General features: G+C 45.9%; 20 protein-coding genes, 1 tRNA gene and 1 pseudogene. 16 read left to right on the forward strand and 6 right to left on the reverse strand.

The window, feature by feature from the left end; all coding sequences use genetic code 11:
* The first annotated feature begins 222 nt into the window (after positions 1 to 222).
* The 3 genes from QT992_RS06790 to QT992_RS06800 all read left to right on the forward strand — a co-directional run bounded on the left by QT992_RS06790 (position 223) and on the right by QT992_RS06800 (position 2861).
* The gene (locus tag QT992_RS06790) at positions 223 to 768 is read left to right on the forward strand and encodes a hypothetical protein (protein ID WP_333314694.1); all 546 of its coding nucleotides are present in this window, start codon (positions 223 to 225) and stop codon (positions 766 to 768) included.
* 465 nt (positions 769 to 1233) lie between these two features.
* Positions 1234 to 1839, forward strand: coding sequence for a DUF1517 domain-containing protein (locus QT992_RS06795; protein WP_333314696.1), 606 nt, complete (start codon positions 1234 to 1236; stop codon positions 1837 to 1839).
* A 140-nt stretch (positions 1840 to 1979) separates the two neighbouring features.
* Entirely contained in the window at positions 1980 to 2861 is an 882-nt protein-coding gene (locus QT992_RS06800; RefSeq protein WP_333336478.1) for a hypothetical protein, read from the forward strand.
* 161 nt (positions 2862 to 3022) lie between these two features.
* On the opposite strand, the pseudogene QT992_RS06805 reads toward QT992_RS06800, so the two are convergent.
* The 3 genes and pseudogenes from QT992_RS06805 to QT992_RS06815 form a co-directional block, all read right to left on the reverse strand.
* A pseudogene (locus QT992_RS06805) lies at positions 3023 to 3100 on the reverse strand (type II toxin-antitoxin system HigB family toxin); the annotation flags it as partial.
* A 78-nt stretch (positions 3101 to 3178) separates the two neighbouring features.
* Positions 3179 to 3775, reverse strand: a complete 597-nt coding sequence (locus QT992_RS06810; RefSeq protein WP_333336411.1) for a hypothetical protein — start codon at positions 3773 to 3775, stop codon at positions 3179 to 3181.
* 73 nt (positions 3776 to 3848) lie between these two features.
* Positions 3849 to 4415, reverse strand: a complete 567-nt coding sequence (locus QT992_RS06815) for a competence protein CoiA family protein (RefSeq protein ID WP_333336413.1) — start codon at positions 4413 to 4415, stop codon at positions 3849 to 3851.
* Between the two features lie 116 nt (positions 4416 to 4531).
* On the opposite strand from QT992_RS06815, the gene QT992_RS06820 reads away from it, so the two are divergent.
* The 3 genes from QT992_RS06820 to QT992_RS06830 all read left to right on the forward strand — a co-directional run bounded on the left by QT992_RS06820 (position 4532) and on the right by QT992_RS06830 (position 7920).
* Positions 4532 to 5374, forward strand: a complete 843-nt coding sequence (locus tag QT992_RS06820; RefSeq protein WP_333336415.1) for a Uma2 family endonuclease — start codon at positions 4532 to 4534, stop codon at positions 5372 to 5374.
* A 12-nt stretch (positions 5375 to 5386) separates the two neighbouring features.
* Complete coding sequence (locus QT992_RS06825; protein WP_333336417.1) at positions 5387 to 6823, forward strand: DUF3370 domain-containing protein; 1437 nt, start codon at positions 5387 to 5389, stop codon at positions 6821 to 6823.
* 77 nt (positions 6824 to 6900) lie between these two features.
* Entirely contained in the window at positions 6901 to 7920 is a 1020-nt protein-coding gene (locus QT992_RS06830) for an S-layer homology domain-containing protein (RefSeq protein ID WP_333336419.1), read from the forward strand.
* Positions 7921 to 8016: 96 nt separating this feature from the next.
* On the opposite strand, the gene QT992_RS06835 is transcribed toward QT992_RS06830, so the two are convergent.
* Entirely contained in the window at positions 8017 to 9597 is a 1581-nt protein-coding gene (locus QT992_RS06835; RefSeq protein ID WP_333336422.1) for a peptidoglycan-binding protein, read from the reverse strand.
* 252 nt (positions 9598 to 9849) lie between these two features.
* On the opposite strand from QT992_RS06835, the gene alr reads away from it, so the two are divergent.
* The 7 genes from alr (at position 9850) to QT992_RS06870 (ending at position 14830) form a co-directional block, all read left to right on the forward strand.
* Complete coding sequence (alr, locus tag QT992_RS06840) at positions 9850 to 11052, forward strand: alanine racemase (protein WP_333336423.1); 1203 nt, start codon at positions 9850 to 9852, stop codon at positions 11050 to 11052.
* A 58-nt stretch (positions 11053 to 11110) separates the two neighbouring features.
* Positions 11111 to 11260 carry a hypothetical protein gene (locus tag QT992_RS06845; protein WP_333336425.1) on the forward strand — a complete coding sequence of 50 codons (150 nt, stop codon included), beginning with the start codon at positions 11111 to 11113 and terminating at the stop codon, positions 11258 to 11260.
* Between the two features lie 134 nt (positions 11261 to 11394).
* A complete protein-coding gene (locus QT992_RS06850) occupies positions 11395 to 12243 on the forward strand; it encodes a mechanosensitive ion channel family protein (RefSeq protein WP_333336427.1) in 849 nt (282 codons plus the stop codon).
* 47 nt (positions 12244 to 12290) lie between these two features.
* Positions 12291 to 13430 (forward strand): patatin-like phospholipase family protein, encoded by a 1140-nt coding sequence (locus tag QT992_RS06855; protein WP_333336429.1) that lies wholly within the window; start codon positions 12291 to 12293, stop codon positions 13428 to 13430.
* 97 nt (positions 13431 to 13527) lie between these two features.
* A tRNA-Ser gene (locus tag QT992_RS06860) sits at positions 13528 to 13616 on the forward strand.
* A 219-nt stretch (positions 13617 to 13835) separates the two neighbouring features.
* A complete protein-coding gene (locus QT992_RS06865; protein WP_333105416.1) occupies positions 13836 to 14282 on the forward strand; it encodes a DUF6932 family protein in 447 nt (148 codons plus the stop codon).
* Positions 14279 to 14830 (forward strand): helix-turn-helix transcriptional regulator, encoded by a 552-nt coding sequence (locus QT992_RS06870; RefSeq protein ID WP_333314717.1) that lies wholly within the window; start codon positions 14279 to 14281, stop codon positions 14828 to 14830. The genes QT992_RS06865 and QT992_RS06870 overlap by 4 nt, the downstream gene beginning before the upstream one ends.
* An 85-nt stretch (positions 14831 to 14915) precedes the next feature.
* Here the strand turns inward: QT992_RS06870 and QT992_RS06875 are convergent, their stop codons facing one another.
* Positions 14916 to 15854, reverse strand: a complete 939-nt coding sequence (locus QT992_RS06875; protein ID WP_333314719.1) for a serine hydrolase — start codon at positions 15852 to 15854, stop codon at positions 14916 to 14918.
* A 108-nt stretch (positions 15855 to 15962) separates the two neighbouring features.
* Here QT992_RS06875 and QT992_RS06880 point away from each other — a divergent pair, with 108 nt between their 5' ends.
* Both QT992_RS06880 and QT992_RS06885 read left to right on the forward strand, forming a co-directional pair.
* Complete coding sequence (locus tag QT992_RS06880; protein ID WP_333314720.1) at positions 15963 to 16820, forward strand: C40 family peptidase; 858 nt, start codon at positions 15963 to 15965, stop codon at positions 16818 to 16820.
* A 59-nt stretch (positions 16821 to 16879) separates the two neighbouring features.
* Complete coding sequence (locus QT992_RS06885) at positions 16880 to 17884, forward strand: glycosyltransferase family 2 protein (protein WP_333336431.1); 1005 nt, start codon at positions 16880 to 16882, stop codon at positions 17882 to 17884.
* Positions 17885 to 18039: 155 nt separating this feature from the next.
* Here the strand turns inward: QT992_RS06885 and QT992_RS06890 are convergent, their stop codons facing one another.
* Entirely contained in the window at positions 18040 to 19209 is a 1170-nt protein-coding gene (locus QT992_RS06890) for an IscS subfamily cysteine desulfurase (RefSeq protein ID WP_333336433.1), read from the reverse strand.
* A gap of 96 nt (positions 19210 to 19305) precedes the next feature.
* On the opposite strand from QT992_RS06890, the gene QT992_RS06895 reads away from it, so the two are divergent.
* A complete protein-coding gene (locus QT992_RS06895; RefSeq protein WP_333314726.1) occupies positions 19306 to 19974 on the forward strand; it encodes a hypothetical protein in 669 nt (222 codons plus the stop codon).
* The last annotated feature ends 194 nt before the right edge of the window (positions 19975 to 20168 follow it).

Below are 20168 nucleotides of genomic sequence, written 5' to 3' on the forward strand. Positions count from 1 at the left end.
GTAGGGGTTCACAAAACTTGAACTTCTACCGCTCTGTTAGCCCAAACGCTTACATAGTAACCCTTCCAGTTTTTTAATCGGGCAATTTAAAATTTGAATTGCGTGAGGCTATAGCTGACTTTTGCGATCGATCCGCGATCTGGGCGGCGCGCAGAGTTGATAGATTTGTAAAGAGCTGTTACCATTAATTTTTTAATTATCCTTTACAATCTCCCAAGCCTCATGAAGAAGTTTCAAGTGTTAGCTGGCATTGCTTCCGTCGTCGCGATCGCAAGCAGCATCGCCATAGGTGACGCCGCATCTGCTTTCCCCTGTTCCTACAGCAAATCTAGCGCGTCTAAATCTGGTTCTGCGACAACGCTCCTAGGTTCCGGCGGCTCGGAGCGCATTAATCCGTGGAAATCCTACAAAACAGCAGCTCTCGGTTTCCTCGGTTTGGCTGGAGTTTTGGGTGGCGGAGCGGCCTACATGAGCTACCGCGCCGGCAAGCGTGCTTCTGCTGCTTGCGCTGCGATGACCGATAATTTTGAAGTTTTTGAAGAGCCGATCGCTCCGATCGCAGATGCAGGTGTTTCTGGACACTTGGAAGTTCCGGCGTTGCTCGATTTGGCGGCGGCGGGTGCTGTAGCTGAGTCAGCAGATGCGGTTGCAGTCGTTCGCGAACACCCAGAAGCTCCAGGCGGCGAGCTGGATTTGCCTGTTTCGCCAGTTGCTGAGTTGAGTTCTGAAATTGCGATCGAACAAGTCCAAAGCGCGAGCCTCAAATAGTTATCTCAAACCCAAGTATTCGCTTAGCGCACCTCCAATCTTGCAAGATTGGAGGTTTTTTGATTTGAAATTATCTACCCCTACAATTTCCTGTCATTGCGCTCGCGAAGCACTGCAAACAATAGACAGATGAATCGATAGCACACAATATCATATTCCGGCTAAGCAAACGAGCGCTGAATTAATATCAATTAAAAAAACTCTTGCTACCATCATCAATCTCATACCAATTATTAAAAGTCGCTGCTCCCAGTCAGGACAAGGCTGTGCGGTTTTCCTACTGTATTTGCACTGTATTTTATCCGATTGAAAACTGCTATAAAATTAGATGAGTCAAAGCGAGACAGTAGGCAGCCGAGGCGATCGCTAAAAATACTCTTCAGATCAATCTGAGGGTAGACGGCAAGACTTCAAACCCCCTGCTATGGTGGGAAATATAGCCCTACAGATTACAACTATTAGGTTATGAATGCTTGGCGCGATCGATTCAATCAATTTACAGGTAAAACTAGATTGGCAGTTTGCCGGGTGTTCGTTCACCTAACAGGCGAAGATGTTGCACCGCTGTTAGGAGTTCTCAACCGCACCGCCAGACAAGCAATTAATGCCGATGGCGACATAGCAGTTTTAGGAGAAGGTCTTGTAGAAATTTGCAATCACCTGTTGCAGTACGACAACTACTGGCAATCAGCCGCCAATGAAGGCGATGTTTTTTGGAATGAAGGCGAAGCGGGCGATTATGTGGATGAACTTTTCATTGATTCAGCCGATCGCTATCTCAGCGAGCCTCAATACAGCACATCTGTTTACGATAAAAATTCCCCCTTGTCTTTGCCGGTAACTAGAAATGTGGTGGTGATGCTGACAGTTGCGTATGAAGGCGAAGTTCCTGCCCTAGAAACTGACCTGGCTGACATCAGCGCGCTGAAAGTCGGTTTAAAAGCACTGATTAATTTACATTACCAAGAAAGGCTCCGAGCTGTGCAAGTTCACTTTTCTCCCGCACAGTTGGGAGACGAACTTACCAACGACCAAGTGTTGGTCAATTTCCCCGAACTTATTCCCCTTTAAGGAAGGAGTAATTAGTTGTTAGTTATTAGTTATTAGTTATTTGCGGTGCCCAGAGCGGAGTCGAAGGGTTATTTGCTACCAATGCGCGATGCCCGATGCCCGATGCCCAATGCCCAATGCCCAATTCCCAATTACTATTTATGATGCTGCGAAAACTGACAATTTATTTAATGGCTTTAAGTCTTTTAGGGACGGCAACCGCCTGCGGTTCTCCTACCCCACGACCTCCTGCAAATCCTGCTGGAAATCCAAATATTAACACGGTGCGTCCTGCACCAAACAATAACTTGGCTCAAGGTCAATATTCCGTACAGCAAGCTACCTACAACGATGCTGATGGCGAATACAGTTTAATGTTGCTGAATACTCCCCCCGGCAGTCCCCCAGTTTACCGCACTAGGGATTTGCAAATGGCTCGCTTAACAAATGAAGAAATATCGGCAGGCAAGAAAAGTTATCTAAATGTGGATAACAATCAAGCGGTTTTGCATTTGACAGAAGATTTTAAAATTGAGTACGTTCACAACGTTACCGAAACTGTTCCTAATCCTCAAACCGGTCAGCCACAAACCGTAGTAGTGCGGCAGCAATCTGGCTTCTGGGCACCGTTTGCTGGGGCTGTGGCCGGTCAGGCGATCGGCAGTTTGTTATTTAGACCGCAATATTATATGCCGCCAGTGTATCAGCCGGGGATTATGACAGGATATGGCGGGTATGGTAATACTTACGGCCAAGCTGTTCAGCAGTATCAAACTCGGTATCAAACTCCGCCTCCTGCTGTGAGAAACCGTCAAGTTTTAAGGACGACAGGCCGCTTGCGATCGCCCACATACAACCAGCCAGTAAGACCCTCAGTACGTCCAAATGGCAATCGATCGACCGGTTCGGGTTACGGTGGCAGCACTTTGAGGCGATCGCGGCAGCAACGTCAAAATCGATACCAGCGGCAGCCGAGTTTTGGTAGCGGCAGAAATTCTCGTCAACCGAGTCGGAGTCGCTCTTTCGGTAGCAGAAGGCGCTAAGAATGTATGGTGCGTCGCCCTCGAATATCTGCGCCTTAGTGGGAAGTTTCCCGCAGCGACGCACCATACAACTGGATTAAACAGTAACTCGATCTCTCGAAGGGCTTCCTGATAGTCAGTTTCATTTCTAATTGAGCGCAATTCCATACATTCACCTCTATTTAGACTATTTCTGCATCTACTTTGTCATACTCGGCATGAGTGCCAATAAATCTGATAAAAATAATACTAAGGTCATAGCGAAGGTAAGGTTTTCAATGTGGCGATCTCTTTTAAAATTTTCAACCGCAAAGGATGAAAAGTAAGAGATATAGCTATTATTTATGAGATGCGCCTGTACGTTTCAACTGCCACTCATGCGCCCTTCTTTTTGCAGCCTCGATACCACTTTTAGGTAGAAGTTCACCACGCCAGGGTTTCAGTGCTTCTGGATTTACCACAACCCAACATTCATCAGCCCCATACCCCTCTTTTTTTATAGCTTTCTTAGCGTTGAGCGATCCAATATGACCATTTACGGAGTGTTTACCGCGCTTTTGCAGAACTAACCCTCGCTGAATTTGATCGAGTTTAATTTTTGGCCAAATCTCTAAACATCGCTTAAGCATCAAATCCGTAGTGTAGTGCAGCCAAGGAGATTTACCAGAAGCCAAACCACAATCAAATTCATAATAATATTGAATACCCAGTTCAAACCTCCTGACAGAGCCTCCAAAACGAGCAAAACAAGACTCTATCAACTTATCTAAGATAGAAAATTCATACCAATCGATAGTTTGGTCAAATCTCTGCCATTCATTATTTTTAATGTAAAGGCAGCGAAAAATATATAGCGTGTCAATAACTTTTGCAGTAGGTTTTTGCTTCCTTAAACGTTCTGAAAATTCTAAGTAAGACCTAGATATATTAGGCATTTCGTAAGAGGTTTCATTGTTTGAATTTTCGTACCAATAACCTTCACGGAATCTATAGTAAATCCATTCGAGTTCAATCTTGACTTCCTTGAGCGTGGGCGGACAATTGCTCGTAATTGAGTACGAGGGCAAATCCAAACTTTGAGTGAGACCAATCGAGATTGGACTTGGTATTTGCAGCTTTGCCAAGCCACCAAATAACGTCAACTCCTGCATATAAGTAATCCTCTGTTCGTTTTTCAAGTTCTTCAACTGTTATTGAAGCTAGTTGGCACTCGTGAGCGACTATCCACCCGTTAGGAAACTTTGCTACAACATCAGCAATCCGCCTTACTTCAGGAATAGGAAACTCATATTCTATTTGGGCAAGGCTGTACTCTGGCAGTTCTGTCTTGAGAGTTTTTGCTATCAACTCTTTCCCTGCAAGATGTTCAGGACTTTCTGGATGGCTTTGGTAATCGCTTGTGCATTCTGCTTTGTGGGCAAAATGAGGTTTTTTGATCATCCCTTGCTTAATAATCATCGGACTACCACAAAGCTGACATACTAAGTCACCTGCTTGCAGTTGGGCACGAGGATTTTTCAATTTTGTAATGTCTACTCGTTCGTTAGTGCTTGCGATTTTGGCAATTAACGGCATGGTCACACCTCTAGTTAAACGATAGACAGAGAGCGTATTAAACAGTTTAAAGCCCTTCCATATAAAATGGCTATACTTAAATAAAGCATCTGTCATTTCACCATCGGATAGCTGACATGACCCAAAGCCTCAACCCCACAACCTTACCCCCCGCCTTTCCCGATCGCACCCAACTACCTGACTCCGACGGCACTTTTGTACATAACTTTCTAGCACATCCCCAGAGTATCCTACTCACCGACTCCCTGGAAACTACACTGCAAACCCTCCACCCGGACGGACAATATGCGATCGGGCAAGATTGTGGCATTTACTGGCGCGAAACCGACCCTCCCGAAAAGGGAGCCGAAGCGCCTGACTGGTTCTACGTTCCCAACGTTCCGCCCCTAATAGATGGGGAAATTCGCCGCTCTTACGTGATTTGGCGCGAGTATATTGTGCCATTGATTGCGATCGAATTTGCTAGTGGTAATGGCTCTGAAGAACGAAACAATACTCCCTTATCTCGCTTACCAGAAGGTGTCAACCAGAAACCCGGAAAGTTTTGGGTATACGAGCAGATTATTCACATTCCTTACTATGCGATATACATCATTAAAACGAGCGAATTGGAAGTCTATAACTGGGTGAATACTCGTTATCGCCGTTTGCAACCGAACGATCGCGGACATTATCCGATCGACCTGATGGGAGTAGAGTTAGGTGTGTGGGAAGGTAGCTATCAAAATCAGCATCAGCGATGGTTGCGTTGGTGGGATAATGAGGGTAATTTGTTGTTAACTGGTAGCGAACAAGCTAGACTCGAACGCCTCCATACCGAACAGGAACGCCAAAGGGCCGATCGCGCAGAACAAACCCAACGGGATGCGATTCCCCAACTGTTGGCGATGGGTTTAACCGTAGATCAAGTGGCTCAGGCGCTGTCGCTGTCGGTGGAAGATGTACAGAGATTGGGTTGACAGTTAACTTTCATGATTCAGAAGCCAAATCTCTTTTCTCGAATTGCTGGTATTTCTACGATCGCCCTTTGTGCAGTCGGCGGATTATTTGTACTTAAAAAACCCGTACAATCTGTTCCCGGAAAACCAGCACCAGAGGAAATTGTACTAGATGCCGAAGTGCGATCGCTCCCCGGAAAACTCGACAACATCCCCCTCTTCAACAGCAACAGTCCCGAATGGGTCAAAAAAGAAGGCATTTTGCTCTCAACCTTTCCCCCAGACGGCAAAAAAGTCCCCGCAGCTCACCTGAACTTTGCCTTTCAAGGGCAATTTAACCTGTTTGCTCACCACTTTTCTCACACTCCGGCAAATTTACGCACTTTGTATATCGCAGCTTTGCTCTACAACCCCAGTTCCGCGCCCGTGACGGTGGAAGTATTGCAGGCAGCCAGTTACCTGATGGAACCAGACGCACCGTTCAAACAGAAACCCGCACTAAGTGAGAATCCCGACGGCGAAGTATATTCCGGCCCTGGGATTAGGGCTGTCGATAGCGTTTTGCGGGGAATGCGGCAGCCGGCTTTTCCCGCAAAACTGCTCATTGCACCGGGAGAAACCGCATTGTTGATGAATCGCCCTATTCCCGTGCGGGGTCTGGAAAAGCCGATAAATGGTCGTTCTACCTTTGTGCGCCTTAACTGTAGGGGCGGTGCCCCCGTGCCCGCCCCGGCCAAGGTTTACGCCGCTACTTTGGCCATGTATGCACCTCAAAATGCTGATGGGGGCGAGCGCGCGCCAACTCTGGAAGAATGGCAGCAATTGCTGAATAATGGCGGTTTGGCAGGCCCCCGCGACAAAACCCCGACTCCCCCCGGCGCGACTTCGGGAAGCCTGATTTACGGCCGCGTGGCAGGGGTGCAGCAAGGTTCGGGATGGGAAGCGGAATTAGTCGATCGCGATGCTAAAAATCTGGCAATTCCCCAGACTGGAAAAGCGATATCCTATGGGATCTCTACCTTGCGCGGGGGCACTTTGGGAACCCAACAAGTGCAAGCCGGAAAAATGCTGGCGCGCTATCCCGACACCGCTTACGAAGCCCACGGCAATTACGGCGTACACTACAATCTGATTTTGCCCCTGCATAACACTGCCCAAAAACCGCAAACAATAGCGGTGAGTTTGGAAACGCCTTTAAAAGAAGATAAACTCTCAAAAAAGGGCTTGCGGTTTCGCCAACCTCCGCTGGATTTTCCTTATTTTCGAGGTACTGTGCGGCTGCGCTACCAAGATGATGGAGGTTACGATGTAACTCGCTACGTGCATTTATGGCAGCGTGTCGGTCAAGTTGTGGAACCGATGGTAAAGTTGAGGTTGGCTGTGGGAGAAACGCGATCGGTAAAAGTTGATTTTATTTATCCTCCCGATTCCACGCCGCCGCAAGTATTGACAGTGAGAACTTTGGAATAGTTGATTGAGCCTTCTCTGTTTCCCCCAGACCCAAAAAATATGTGATTTAATTTCTACATTAGTATGTAGGTGACAATATGTCTTCTTCACAACCCCCGTCAGGGGAAAGAAACCCTCTAGGATTGGATGAATTGATTGCTATCTTGGTTGCCTTCGGCACGATGGGAGCAATTTTATTTTGGGTAACAGGTAAAAATCCCGATCGATTGAATGCCAGAAATTGGCAATTTCCAGCCGTTTTTTCTCAGCCTGCGGTTACGCCCGCGACTCCGGGAATATTAACGCCAGAATCGCCAAATTCGGATTTGCGATCGCCCGCTGCAACCCCCGTTCCGTCAAAACGGGATGTCGCACCTGTTGCACCTTTAGGGCGGATTTTACCGGCAACTCCTCCGGTGGGTGTAATCGTTGTTCCTCGCAAGCCAATTGGGCGATCGACTCCCAATCCAGCAATTACCAAACCGAAAGCTGATAAACCCAAAGTTGGGCCCGTTAGATTCTCCGATGTTCCAGACAAATATTGGGCGCGTCCGTTCATTGTCGCTTTAGTCGATCGGAAAATTTTTGCTGATTCCACCGACAACAAATTTCGTCCCGACGAACCGATGACGCGAGCCGAACTAGCGCGCTTAATTCAGCGAATGTCCGACGACAAAGAACCGATCCGAAAACCAATTGATTTTAAAGACGTAAAAGACAAGAGTCCTGTCGCTCCGGCGATCGACCACACCGTCAAAACTGGATATCTTAAAGGATACCCAAACAATGAGTTCCGTCCCGACAAAAATATTCCCCGCGTCGAAGTCATCGCAGCTTTAGCGAGCGGTTTAAACTTGAAACGGTCAGCGAAAGCAAGCAAAACTTTGCAGATTTATACAGACAGGAAAAAAGTGCCGAAATGGGCAGTTGATAAGGTAGCAGCAGCCACGGAAGCTGGCATTGTTGTCAACCATCCGAAGCGCGCACTTTTGCAGCCTAATACAACAGCAACTCGCGCTGAAGTAGCAGCCATGATTTACCAAGCTATGGCCAAAAAAGGCCAAGTACCTGCTAAGTCTTCTGAGTATGTTGTGAAGCCTTTAAAGTTGTCCAAGTAATATTTTAGGGGCGTTGCTCTGAGCAACGCCCCACAATAACATTTAATCGCTCTTGTTTGTAGTCAGGACTGAAGTCCTCACTACGAAGCAGCTAAATTAATCTTGAAACACCATAATACTGCCCGAATAGCAAGCTACCCAAACCTGATTAGTTTCTGGATCGTAAGTAATCCCGATCGGACTTGAATTAACCTTCACTGTTTGCAGCACTTTCATATCGCTCGTCCTAACTTTGCTAACAGTATTCGAGAAATAGTTGACCACATAAAGCAGTTTTCCCTGATCGGAAATTGTCATGCTGCGAGGTGCTTTCCCTGTCGAAACTTTGTCCACCACTTTACCAGTTTTTAGGTCAATTTTTGCTACATTTCCTTCACCGTTCAAAGTGGCATAAAGATACTTTCCGTTGGGATCTATCGTCAAATGACGCGGCGCATTGCCAATATTTCTCAGCCATTCTACCGAAAAGTCTATGAGATTCACTTTCGCAATATTGGAAGAACCCATGATGGCAACATAGGCATTTTTTGAGTCGGGAGTGACAACAATACCGCGAGGATATGCACCCAGTTTTACTCGCTCGATTTCGATATTTTTATTGATATCAACTACGCTCAAATCCCAACTGCACCAATTGCTCGCGAGCGCGAAGCGATTGTCAGGCGAAACAGCATTGAATTTCGGCACTGCACCTACAGGAATTACCTTTTCTATTTTCAAAGTTTTGGTATTGATCCGGTACAGAAAACTTTGGTCGTGTTTGGCCGCTGGAGAGCACCTGTCGGTTCCCGGATTGCTAAACCCCGAACCGTACATTTTGTAGTTGGAGACGTAGGCATATTTGCCATCGGTTGAAAAAGCCGCTTCTACGGGAGAGCCTTTATAATTGCCTTTGAATTTAGAAAAGCCGAACTTCGACAAGTTTACTGTATCGGGAATAGTCTTGACTAATTTAAAGTTCCTGTCGTAAACTGTGATTGTGTGGCGGTACATCATGTTTTGAGCAAAAAACAAGCCATCTCCCGAATAAACTATTGATTTGGGCGAGATGTTGCCGTAAATTGTTTTTTTCAAGGTCATTTTTCCTTGAGTGTTGTCGGGAGGATTTACTAGCCTTGTGGTTGGTGATTCACTTTTTTTATCCTCGGAATTTTCTGTTTTAAAAGGTGGCAAAGATGGTTCTTGAAATAGAGGTTCTTGGGGCTGAGTTTTAGTTGGATCTTCGAGTTCGTTGGTGTTTTCTGTGGCGGTAGGAGATGGCGAAGATCGATCGACATTTGGCGCTATTTTTTCCGCAGCTTCACTACTCGCCTCTTCCGGCTTACCTTTCAGCGCTGACAAGGTTTTAGGGCCGACAATGCCGTCAACTTTCAGGTTGTTCTCTGCTTGAAACTTTTTCACAGCAGCCAGGGTGAGAGAACCGTAAAATCCTGTAGCCTTACCGCGAAAATAGCCTGCGTTTTGTAGAGTTTTCTGAAGTTGGGCTACTTCCGGGCCTGAATCACCTTTTTTGATGGCGAGTGCGGGATTGACTAAATTTAAAATTGTGAGAGCGATCGTAAAGAAAAGTAAAGGAGCAGAGGCTAAATTCCGGTGCATTTTTGAGTTTGTCGATCGAGTTTGACTCGCAGCCGTTTCCCAAGTTTCAGCTAAATGTAGGTAGGCCAGTCCGTCCATAGTTTTTACCGGGTATTTTTGGTGCTATGATACACCAGTTAATACCATTTTAGATTTTAGATTTTAGATTTTAGATTTTAGATGGCGAATGACTGATGCAATATGGGTTTGCAGCTTGCTGACCGTTGCATTCTTTTTTTAAAGTTGTATAACATTGATTAAATAAAAATCTTACAATCAAACTTAGGGTAAAATATCCTAGCATTTTTTACAGCAGTTTTTAATGGTGTAAGCAAGTAGGAGCGATCGACAATGTTGAGTTGGGAACAAACAGCCGCAGAATCACCGACAAAACAATCCCGCCAGACGTTGCTGGGGGACGGTTACGGGGGACTATGCCAGCGGGCTTGGGTAGAAATCGATTTAGCAGCTTTAACTCACAATGTAAAACAGCTTAAAAAGCTCTTATCTCCTCACACACAACTGATGGCAGTTGTGAAAGCGGATGCTTACGGGCATGGTGCTGTTGCAGTCAGTCAAACAGCATTGCAAGCAGGTGCTAGTTGGCTGGGAGTGGCAACAATTCCCGAAGGAATAGAATTGCGAGAAGCTGGGATAGAAGCGCCGATTTTGTTGTTGGGGGCAACCCATACAGCCCCACAGGTAAAGGCGATCGCCCATTGGCACTTGCAGCCCACTATTTGTACTGCCAAACAAGCCTTAATTTTTTCGGAAGTTCTCGCAGGCATTAACCAATCTTTGCCAGTTCACGCTAAGTTAGATACGGGAATGTCTCGCTTGGGTACGCCCTGGCAGGAAGCAACAGAATTTGTGCAATTAGTCAATCGGTTGCCCAATTTAAAATTAGCCAGTATTTACTCTCACTTGGCGACAGCAGACAGTCCCGACCCCACAGTTATGATAGAGCAACACCAGCGGTTTCAACAGGCGATCGAGCAAATTAAAATAGCAGGAATTAACCCTCCTCGCCTCCACTTGGCAAACTCTGCTGCCGCCCTCGCTGACCCGGATTTGCACTACGATTTAGTGCGAGTCGGTTTAGCTACCTACGGTCTATATCCCGCACCTCACTTGCAGTCGAGATCCAATTTGAAGCCCGCAATGCAGGTAAAAGCTAGGGTAACGCAGGTGAAAACAATTGAAGCAGGAACCGGCGTCAGTTACGGCTATCAATTTATAGCTGAGCGGCAGACACAGATTGCCGTAATTGGTATCGGCTATGCAGATGGTATTCCGCGCAATCTTTCTAATAAAATGCAGGTTTTAGTCAGGGGTCAATTCGTGCGGCAAGTGGGAGCCGTGACGATGGATCAATTAATGCTGGATGTAACTGATATTCCCGATTTAGAAGTTGGCGAAGTGGTGACTCTGTTGGGCAAAGATGGGGAATATCAAATTAGTGCTGACGATTGGGCCTCGACTTTAGGAACTATTTCGTGGGAGATTCTCTGCGGTTTTAAACACCGATTGCCCCGCGTAGCAGTAAACTGTTAACAGTAGTCCGGCAGGGGTTTAAACCCCTGCCTCATAGCAAAAGTCGGTTTAAACTCATATGTTGTACCATTCTCAATTAGCCTTTTATGAACAGGCTTTCCGGCCTGTTCCACAAGAAAATTTATATTTTGTGGAACAGGCCGGAAAGCCTGTTGCTGACAATGGTGCAAGAGATCAGTTTAAACCGACTCAAGAGTTTGAAGGATAAAATTATTGATTTTAGTCCTCTTTTAGAGGACTTTAGCTATGAGACAGGGGTTTTCAACCCCTGTCGGACTCTCGGAATAAGCGATAAGACTGAGACTGCAATTTTCAATTTTCCATTCCCAATTCCTAATTAACATGACAGTTATTCAGACGTTTTTCCCAATAGCCCAAACCTTCTATTCTCAGCTAAATGCAGAAAGAACACAAGCCTTGGAAGTAGCCCAAGAATTCTCTAAAAAATTCGTAGAATTGGGGTTTAAAATTGTACCTCAACTGCTGTGGGCGATCGGCATTTTGTTAATTACGCGATTTGCGATCGGCTTTGCGGGCCGCGTGACTCGCCGAGCACTGAGTCGCACCGAACCCACGCTGCGGAAATTCTTAGTTCAAGCTGCTGAAATTACGATTTTGGTAGTGGGAGTAGTCGCCGCTTTGAGTCAGTTGGGAATTCAAACTACCAGCGTGGTTGCGGTGGTGGGTGCCGCGGGTTTGGCGATAGGTTTGGCGTGGCAAAATACTTTGTCGCACTTTGCTGCTGGGGTAATGTTGATTAGTTTGCGCCCTTTTGAAGTCGGAGATGGGATTGAAGCTGGCGATGTTAAGGGAGTGGTGGACAGCATCGGGATTTTTTCAACAACCGTGGTGACAGACGATCGCATAAAAATTATTGTCCCGAACAATCAGTTGTTTAACGGTACACTGAAAAATACAACGGCAATGGGAACGAGGCGAGTAGACTTGAAGATTGATATTGGCGATCGGCCAATTCGTCCAACTGTAGCTGAGTTATTAGAAATTGCCCACTCTCACCCGCTGGTGTTGGAGAATCCGCCCCCGACTTGTTTGGTAGCCGAGATTACTCCCGATACAACTATTTTATCTCTCCGACCTTGGTGCGCGTCGGTGGCCTACGAACAAGTGCGATCGCAAGTTCAACAATACGTCAAAGAGGCAATGGATGCCGACAAAGATCAAGAACAATAGATAGAAATCTCAAATCTCAAATCTCAAATCTAGCCGAGGTATTTCCCATGAGCAAGTGGTATCCGCAGCAAATTTTGCAAGAACCCGGTGTCAGAATCACCGCCACCGAAAAACAAACAATTCTCAGCAAATTTCCGCCTCCCGACGAAAACGGTCAAATCTATGCCGACGGGGTTTTTGAAGGCGGCGGCGTGCGCGGAGTTGCGTTTTTAGGAGCACTCAGGTGCTGCAGCGATTTGGGCATCCAGTGGCGAAAATTGGCCGGCACTTCGGCAGGTGCAATTACTGCAGCAGTATTGGCAACCGACTTGTCAATTGATGATTTAGAGGAAATTTTAGGACAGCTCGATTACAGCATATTTTTAACTCAAAAAAACAGTCCTCTAATTTTAAACGGCGACCCCGCCGACGACTTGCAATCTCCGGCTTGGACGCTGCTTTTCCTAACAGTTAGCCGTCAGATGGGAGAATATTCGGCGCAACCGTTCCGGCAGTGGCTGGAAACAATGCTCGGTCGAGGTAAATTGCACACTTTTGCCGATGTCAAACAACTGGTAAAAGACCGGGAATTAAAAGTAGTAGTATCCAACCTCAGTCGCGGTGAAATGTTGGTGCTGCCCGACGACTTACACCGACGCGAATCGACGGATTCCGATCCTTTGTACGAGCAGTTGCGACTCAAAAGCGCTGAAGATTTTAGCGTGGCTGAAGCCGTTCGGTTGTCGATGAGTATTCCGCTATTTTTTGAACCGGGAAAACTCGGCGATGACTTAATTGTAGATGGCGGAATTTTGAGCAATTTCCCCCTGTGGATTTATGACAAACAATCCGTGGGTTCGACTCCTGCGACGCCCCGCTGGTTTACCTTTGGGTTTCGATTAGTCGATACCGGAATTGAGACTAAAGCTAAGATTGATACTCCCCTGTCGATGCTGGCGGCGATGTTCAGAACGATGATGAAAGCAAGAGACCGCTATCACCAGCGGGAAATGGATAAAGGCAGGGTGATTAATATTGATGTGACTGATGCTGGGGTGACGACGACGGACTTTAATCTCGATGGCGATCGCAAGGCTCACCTGTACCGCTTGGGGTATTTGTATACTAAGAGGTTCTTTTTGAGTTCCAATTTTAGTTGGCAAAAGCACTTGAAGGCTAGGGGCTTTGGGGAAGAGGCTGGCGGTTGAGGTGGCGAAAAGTATACAGAGTAAGGGATTGAGGAATTTTTTAATTAGGGGTTGGCAAGAATAAGATGTGTGTGCTATAGTTAGTTACTGTCATCTTGGAGAGGTGGCTGAGTGGTCGAAAGCGGCAGATTGCTAATCTGTTAAGGGTGTTAACATCCTTCGAGGGTTCAAATCCCTCCCTCTCCGTTCTATTTAATCGTTTATCGATAAAGGTTTGTGGATTCGTCATACCCTTAAAAGTTGCCTTTTCCGCTTTTTTTTTGCTCACTATTGGCGATTGGTCGCGCCACCTCAGTATGCCGCGATCGTCAATGAAGCTATCGCTGCGATCGCACTTTTCCCAACAACGATCGCAATATGGTACGCTCAAGAGCCGGATATTCATCTGTGTTAAGGTGTGAGTAAGTGATTCCAGAATTCGATGAAAACGGCAACTTACCCCCAGGAGTTCATTTTTGCGAATGGGAAGAATTTGTAGAACGATTTGGAAGCAACGAGCTGAGGTTGCGTTTAATGCGCGGACTGCGAATGGCAATGGAGCAACTCAAAGCAGGTGGTTGCCGGACAATTTATATCAACGGCAGCTTTGTTACCATTAAGCCAGACCCAGGAGATTTTGATGCTTGTTGGGATAGCGAGGATGTCGATTACGATTATCTCCGAAAAAATGCCCCTAGATTACTAAATCATTTGGATCGTAGCGCACAGAAATCCAAATATAAAGGTGAAATTTTTCGTTCAGATCAACCTGTAGGAGATTACGGCTTAAATTCTATAGAATTCTTTCAGCGTGACAGACAGTTAAATCCTAAAGGCATTATTGCTATAGATTTATTAAGGTGGAACCCATGATTAAAAATGAAAAAGAGTATGAATATAGTCAAGAATGCGCCCGAAAATTTGAATATTCTCTTAGGGCGTTAGAGCAAGATGAGGAACTGAAGAAAAAAGACCCCGAAGGGTGGCAACTTTCTGGGGATGTCAAACAATCTCACCTGATGGCTTTACAAGCAGAAATTGCTGAATATGACAGGCTTACCTCTCATGATAGCGACACCCCAATAGTATTAACACTTGATGATATTGATTATTTACCCCAAATCTTGATTAAAGCTCGCATGGCAGCCAAGCTAAGCCAAAAAGAATTGGCAGATTTAGCTGGACTGAAAGAAGAACAAATTAAACGTTATGAAGATAATGACTACGAAGATGCCAGTTTTTTGGAGGTAAGATTTGTAATTGATGCACTGGAAATCAAAATTCAAAAATGTGAGTTTCTAGTTCCTTTAGATACCCTAAGAAGAACGCCAGTTACCAAAGAAGAATTACTTTCCTCAACTCATCGTTTTCACAGCCAACAAGATCAACGAATGATGGAGCAAGTTCAATTAAAAAGTTAGGGTTGACAGTTGACGCTGTTAGAGTCCCAACTTTTTTCAGAAATCGGGAATCTGCGTGTATAGTTTTCAATTTGCCAACCTAAGTCTAATTAAGTGCTTTCATCGCTTCGACAAATTGCCGCGATATAAATGGCAAAATCTCTTCATTCTTGCTATTCTCTTTCCCCTCGGTAAATACAACCAACAAATACGGCCGCAAACCCGCTATTTCAATGTATGCCGCATCGTGACGCACTTGACTTGTCAGTCCCGCTTTTGACCACAATTTTGCTGATTCTGGCAATCCGCCACCTAAAAAACCTGTAACTTGATTTTCAGGATCTGCCTCTAATTCTGCTGGGTCTAAACTGCGTTTCATTAAACCCATCATTTCTTGCGATGCTTGGGCAGAAACAGCTACGCCGCCGATTATACTGTGCAGCAAACGCGCCGCTGCATTGGTGGTCAGCATATTTCTATTTTCCATTAATTCTCCCACAAATGCTCGCTCGCGACCGTAGGGGCCGTCACACCAGGTTTTTTGATTGGCGTTAATATTTTGTAATTCTGGCCAATCCAATGATTGAAAGTAACGGTTGACGATGTTTCGCTGCTGTTTCCAAGTTTCAAAGGGGCCTGGTGATAATTCTGGGCCGCTGGTGGTGCCGGTGAGCGCGTCTACTACTAAACTGGTGGCGTCGTTGCTGGAATCAACTATCATATCTCGGACGGCGCGTTCTAATTCTGGCGATGTTTGAATCATGCCTTTTTGCGCCCATTCCCAGATGGCAACGAGGTAGAATAATTTGACGATGCTGGCTGGATAAATTCGTTCGGAAGCCCTAGCGCTAAAACCTCGCGGTTGATATTTCCAAAATTCTTCTGCACTCAGGGCTCCGCCTGTATTGACTCGCACCGGCGGATCGTAGACTATCCAGGTAATGGCTGTACGATCGCCATTTAATCCTGTAAATTCTGACAATGTGGAGTCTATAATGCTACTGCCGAGGTTTTCTAATTGTTCGTCTTTGTGAAAAAATGTCATGGTTAATGGCTGACGGTTAACGGTTAACGGCTAGCAGCTAATGGCAATCTCTCGTTAAATGCGAACAATAAATGCGAACAATTAACAGCACACAATGAGCAATTAGCAATGGCCAATTATCAATTATCTGATGTTGTGGAGTACCGAGCCCGATCGCACATAAATATTTACGATTCCCCAAAGTGCGATCGATTGGCAACTCAAGCAGCGCTGGGGCGGCATTTGCGAGTAGTTGACCCCCCCCAGCTTAGGTCGGGGGGAAGAAATGGCATAGACTCGGTTGTTGAGGGGGATACAACGGCTGTGATGGTGCGGCTGTGCGAAGATGATTATCCGGGATGGCTGGATATTCGAGATGTTGAGTTGCTCGATGTGGCAGAAACAGTGTATCATCCTCTGGTGGTTTCTGAGGCCGAAATCAAGGAAAAATTACCAATTGTAATTACTTTCGCTCGCGAGGCTATGAACCAATCCAATTATTATCTTTGGGGCGGTACAGTCGGGCCGAATTATGATTGTTCGGGCTTGATGCAAGCTGCTTTTGTGGCTGCGGGCATCTGGCTGCCGAGGGATGCTTATCAGCAGGAAGCTTTTACTAAACCTATTAGTATCAGTGCTTTAGATACATCTTGCACCATTCTTAGCAACGGGCAAGATGCCCGTTCCACAACACATCAAGTTTCTTGTGGGGTGGGCATCTTGCCCGCCCATGAAAAACCTATTGACAATGGTGCAAAATGTCAGTTAGAACCGGGGGATTTAGTATTTTTTGGTACACCCGAAAAAGCAACTCATGTAGGATTGTATCTCGGAGATAATCGCTACATTCACAGTTCGGGACAAGCACAAGGTCGCAACGGTATCGGTATCGATGTTTTGTCTGAGGATGGCGATCGAGTTAGTCAAGCTTATTACCAGCAATTGCGGGGATATGGTAAAGTTGTGGCAAGTTATCAACCTAGTTAGTTGTTAACTAATGACTAATGACCAATGACTAATGATTACTGATGTTATCGAATAAATAAATGGACGCTGCATTATTTTTGGAAAAATTGGCTGCACAGCAGGCTGGCGCTGAGGTTGTTCTCGACGTTTCAGTGGTGGTGCCGGTGTATAATGAGGTGGAAAGTTTGCCTCATTTGATTGAGGCGATCGCCTCTTCTATCCAACCATCTGGACTCAGCTATCAAATTATTTGTGTAGATGACGGTTCTAAGGACGGTTCTGCTGAACTTCTCCAGCAGTTAGCCAGCACTCGCGATGACCTTTGTGCTGTAATTTTGCGCCGCAATTACGGGCAAACTGCGGCCATGTCTGCAGGTTTCGATCGCGCTCGCGGTCGTGCTATTGTTACCCTAGACGGCGATTTGCAAAATGATCCGGCTGATATTCCGCTATTGTTGGCAAAGTTAGATGAAGGCTACGATTTAGTGAGTGGCTGGCGGAAAAATAGGCAGGATAATACTATTAGTCGGTTGATTCCTTCTAAAATTGCGAACTGGTTAATTGGTCGCGTTACAGGCGTAACTTTGCACGACTACGGCTGTTCTTTGAAAGCTTATAAATCCGAGTTGGCAGCAGACTTGAATCTATACGGGGAATTGCACCGCTTTTTGCCTGCTTTAGCGTTTATTGAAGGGGCGAGAATTGCAGAACTTCCGGTGCGACATCACGCCCGCCGTTTCGGTCAAAGTAAGTACGGAATTTGGCGGACTTTTCGGGTCTTGATGGATTTGTTAACTATTTCTTTTATGAAAAAGTTCCTGACTCGACCGATGCACGTTTTTGGACTTTTGGGACTGAGTTCTATGACGTTGGGAACGGTTTTAGGGATTTATTTGACTTTCCTGAAATTTGCTTTTGGTCAAAGTATTGGGAACCGTCCTTTGCTGATTTTGGCTGTGGTTTTGCTGTTGACTGGCGTGCAGTTATTTTGTTTTGGTTTGTTGGCGGAAGTGATGATGCGGACTTATCACGAGTCGCAGGGAAAACCGATTTATCGGGTGCGCGAGGTGTTTGGTTCTAAGTAACTAAATGACTTTTTTTCATCTTCCAGATCCCCCCTAGCCCCCCTTAATAAGGGGGGGAAAAGAGTATGTTCATTAAGGGGGATTTAGGGGCATCGAGACTTTGATAAAAATGAGAGAGACAGTGGGTTTTAGGCTTAAGTTGACACCAATACTTTCTAACTCATCACTTTTTGAGCTTGTCGGAGAGATTGAATAGTTGCGATCGCGTGTTCGGCGACTGCATCTATTTCTGCTTCGGTATTGAATCGGCCAATACCGAACCGAATTGAAGCATAAGCTAATTTGTCCGATCGCCCGATCGCTGCTAAAACATGAGATGGAGATATTTTCGCGGAAGTGCAAGCAGAGCCCGAAGAAACTGCCGCCGCCGGTTGCAAACCCAACATCAACGCTTGACCGTCAACCCCGGCTACACTAATATTGAGATTCCCCGGCAATCTCTTAGTAGCATGACCGTTGAGAAAAACATCGCCCAATTCACTCAAGTTTTCCCACAAACGCTGCCGCAAATTAACCACTCGTTCTGTTTCCGACTCCATTTCCGCAATTGCCAATTCTACTGCTTTGGCAAACCCAACTATTTGCGGTGGGTAGAGAGTTCCCGATCGCATTCCCCTTTCGTGGCCTCCTCCGTGCATTTGCGGCGCTAGCTGCACTCTCGGTTTGTTGCGGCGCACGTAGAGAGCACCGATGCCTTTTGGCCCGTAGATTTTGTGGGCTGTCAAGGACATTAGATCGATATTCATCTCCTCTACGTCGAGGGGAATTTTGCCGATCGCCTGTGCCGCATCTGTGTGGAAAAGAATGTCATTTCCGCGACAAATTGCTGCAATTTCTGCGATCGGCTGAATGACGCCAATTTCGTTGTTAGCCGTCATCACTGAAACTAAAATTGTCTCGGCCCGAATCGCTTTGATCAAATCGCCTATATCAATCAGCCCGTCGCTTTTCACGGGTAAAACAGTAATGTCAAACCCCAATTTTTGCAAATAGGTACAGGGGTCGAGAATTGCATTGTGTTCGGTTTTTACTGTGATAATGTGCTTTCCTTTACTGAAATAAGCTTCGGCGATACCTTTGATCGCTAAGTTATTTGCTTCGCTTGCGCCACTGGTAAAAACAATTTCTTCGGGGGAAGCATTGATCGCTTCTGCTATGATTTGTCGTGACTGTTTTACCGCTGCTTCTGCTTCCCAGCCGTAGACGTGGTTGATACTGGCTGCGTTGCCGAACTGTTCCGTGAAATACGGCAGCATCGCATCAAGTACCCGTTTGTCTACGGGGGTTGTGGCGTGGTTGTCGAGGTATATAGGACGTGCGGACATAGTGCAGTTTTGGGTGAAAAAAGTGTTAGGTTTATTGTAGACGAGCCCCTTGTTCTACTACAAAACTTTATAATTAAGAAATATTTGTGAAGATTTATGCGAGCTGACATTCAGGGATTAGAAATTACTGTCGGTGAGCTCAAGCACCTCACAGGCGCGGGGCCCGATCGCGTATACCGGCCGCCGACAGCGACTAAGTTTGCCCGCGAAGCTTTGAAAACTGTCGGTTTAATTGTTTTGCTTCTAATCAGTTGTTGGCTAATGGTTGCGATATTTCCTAGAGCTTATTTGTTGTGGTTGGCCCTCCACTTGGTTGCGATACTCGGTTTAATCCTTGAGGATGCGTGGAAAATTCGGTGCAGCCGGCAAAACAAAGATTTAATCAATCTTTTTGATGATGTGGATCGCTATAATGGTATAATCGAAGCGATCGCCATTAACGATCGGATAGAAGATGCTGGCAATGCGGAAGTCAAAATCGGCGATCGGGCAAAAGTCATTCAAGCCTTGCAGCTAATCAGAGACGATTTAGTTAGAGCTTTGAAAACCGAAAGAATTCTCAGGGAAAACAAAAAATTTGTCGCTACTAACTCCGAATTGTTTGCCAATAATTTGAGAACTTTGAATGCCCTGCAAATTAGCGATCGAGCCAGCGAACAAGGAAGATTGCTCAACGAAGCTTTGCAGGTAGCCGTGGGAGTTCAAGCAGAAATGAAAAAGTTGCAAGATCGAAACGCTGCTAATTTTAAAAAGGGCAAAAGTTAGTAGCGTGCACGGCTGCGTGCGCCTCTTACCCAGTAGCACTATGCAGCTTACTGAACCGCAACAGGCAGGATGCCTGTTCCACTCGAACTCAAAGACATTTTTAAAATTATGAATTAGGAGAATTGTGAAAAAAATATCATAATTATTGTAAAGTTTTACCTGTTACGTAACAGGTAAGGATATCTTGGAAAGGT

This window comes from Microcoleus sp. T3_D1 (assembly GCF_036700405.1).
Classification (GTDB): Bacteria; Cyanobacteriota; Cyanobacteriia; order Cyanobacteriales; family Microcoleaceae; genus Microcoleus.